The sequence below is a fragment of the uncultured Paracoccus sp. genome (assembly GCF_947496875.1).
GTDB lineage: Bacteria > Pseudomonadota > Alphaproteobacteria > Rhodobacterales > Rhodobacteraceae > Paracoccus.
Genome location: NZ_CANMEH010000081.1, coordinates 1 through 555 on the forward strand (window position 1 = coordinate 1; position 555 = coordinate 555).

Sequence of the window (555 nt, forward strand, 5' to 3'; positions counted from 1 at the left end):
GCCGAGCGCACGAAGCGTCTCGGCCTCAGCTATCGCACCAGCCCCGGCGAGACGCAGGGAGCGCGGGCTACGCCGGCGACGCGGCCGGACCCCGGCGAAGGGACCCGCGAGGACAGGGACCACGGCGCGGCGGCGACCGATCCGGCCACCGAACAGGAGTGACGACATGGCAAGCTGGTATGCGATCCGCGCCCGGGGAACCGGCGCGGAAGTGGCGATCTATGACGAGATCGGGGCCTACGGGGTGTCGGCGAAGGGGTTTCTTGCGGAGCTCGGCGCGCTTCCCGAGGGAACCCCCATCGACCTGCGGCTGAACAGCCCTGGCGGCTCGGTCTTCGACGCGGTGGCAATCTTCAACGCGCTGAAGCGGCACGCGGGCACGGTCACCGTCTGGATCGACGGCATCGCGGCCTCGGCGGCCTCCTACGTCGCGATGGCGGGCGACGAGATCGTCATGCCCGAGAATGCGTTCCTGATGATCCATGATCCCGCCGGTCTCGTGATGGGCACGGCCTCTGACATGCGGGCCATGGCCGAGGCGCTGGACAAGGTGGG

The 555-nt window shown here is 70.1% G+C and carries 1 protein-coding gene; it reads left to right on the forward strand.

What is annotated here, in order from left to right:
- Positions 1-166: 166 nt before the first annotated feature.
- Positions 167-555 (forward strand): head maturation protease, ClpP-related (locus Q0938_RS19195; RefSeq protein ID WP_299365725.1); only part of this gene is annotated, 389 nt, incomplete at its 3' end.